Origin of the sequence: Bartonella sp. AP21QHHD, assembly GCF_042196205.1 — a bacterium.
Classification (GTDB): domain Bacteria; phylum Pseudomonadota; class Alphaproteobacteria; order Rhizobiales; family Rhizobiaceae; genus Bartonella.
Genome location: NZ_JBHIPT010000134.1, coordinates 1 through 1,352, shown reverse-complemented (window position 1 = coordinate 1,352; position 1,352 = coordinate 1). Strand labels below are relative to the sequence as shown.

Sequence of the window (1,352 nt, the reverse complement as noted above, 5' to 3'; positions counted from 1 at the left end):
GACACAATACGCCTAAGTACAGCAATGTCATTAAATACGATTTGCTACACTTTGTCAACATAAAAATAACACATATTGATACATTTGAAAAGAATCGGTTAGGTAGTGTTAATTATTATAATTTAAGGATTAAATAATGAAGTCACTATCCATAACGCTCATAGTAATATTTATAGCTTTCTTTTCGATATCAGTGTTATCAAGATACACTAGTGTAGATAGTTTAGAACAATACGATAAACTTTACGAAAAATATGTAAGTGAAAATTATCAAAACTCAGAATATCATCAAAAATTAGCAAAGGCAAAAGAATCGGTGGAGTATTTAAAAACATTTATGGGAAGTACTGTAGACATCCCCAATGACAAAAGTCCATTTTGGAAGCATTTAATAACACTACCTAGCAATCCTCCGGAATTTAATATTTTAAAACATTATCACATAGTGCTTGTTTTTTGTGGTCGTTTTGCTGATTTATTACAAGGTGATAAAAGTATGCCCACAGTTACATTTAACGACTTGCAAACAAAACTTAAGAAATACGGTAGTATTTTTAATGACTGGGATACTATAGAAACTATTTTATTTAAAGCAAAATTTGAAACACATTTTAATGATCCAATGTTTGAATACGCAGAAAAATTTTTGAATTCTCCAAATGGCATTAGCAGAAAAGAACAAACTATTCGTACAGAGCATATGATACTAGGACACGAAAGCGTTCGTTTACAAAATACAGTGAATATGTGCTCTATTGCTATAAGTGTATATAGAGAAATGATGCCCAAAGAAGATATAAGACCCCCAGTAAGATATGGCTCTTTTGAAAAATGGAAGCGATATTTAAAAATTTTTTAAACTAGCGATTAAATACTTATGAAGCACATTAAGAGCAACACGCAGCGAATTCACAAGATGTGGTAACATTTGATCTTCTATCACGAGGTACTGTAGCGCAGCATGAAGATTATACTGTCTATAGAGGCATTGGGCTTCTTTTAGTGCCTCTTGCGTGTTTATAAACTGCTCTGTTGCAAATGCTACCCATTTATCTCTTGCTTTGTCATCAGTAGATGATGGCATTTCGTCATAAATCGCATTAGGCAAGCCCTTTGCACAAAGGTAATCGTTTCTTACTTGTAGATATTGTTGCGCGGCATCATATTGCTCTTGAGTAAGCACGCCTTTTAAACAAAGTCGCCCTATATAAGTACCAGAAAGTGGATTTTTTGCCTCCTGTAGCGTTAAACCGAAGCGCTTTGCACGTATCTCTATTGCCAATTTATCAACGGCTTCACGCGGTGCTTTTGCACGTGATATACGTCCGTTTGGTTCTCTTACCTGCCCTGCT

Annotated in this window: 2 protein-coding genes; one reads left to right on the top strand and one right to left on the bottom strand. The window is 34.4% G+C overall.

Annotated elements, in window-relative coordinates:
* Positions 1-136 precede the first annotated feature (136 nt).
* The gene (locus ACFIMC_RS10305) at positions 137-859 is read left to right on the top strand and encodes a hypothetical protein (protein ID WP_375610990.1); all 723 of its coding nucleotides are present in this window, start codon (positions 137-139) and stop codon (positions 857-859) included.
* Here the strand turns inward: ACFIMC_RS10305 and ACFIMC_RS10300 are convergent.
* Positions 845-1,352: hypothetical protein (locus tag ACFIMC_RS10300; protein ID WP_375681026.1), on the bottom strand; the 508-nt coding region annotated here is incomplete at its 5' end. The genes ACFIMC_RS10305 and ACFIMC_RS10300 overlap by 15 nt on opposite strands.

Bases quoted from the DNA above. Each gene is read 5' to 3' on its own strand.
- ACFIMC_RS10305 (WP_375610990.1), top strand. From the start codon at position 137: ATGAAGTCACTATCCATAACGCTCATAGTAATATTTATAGCTTTCTTT.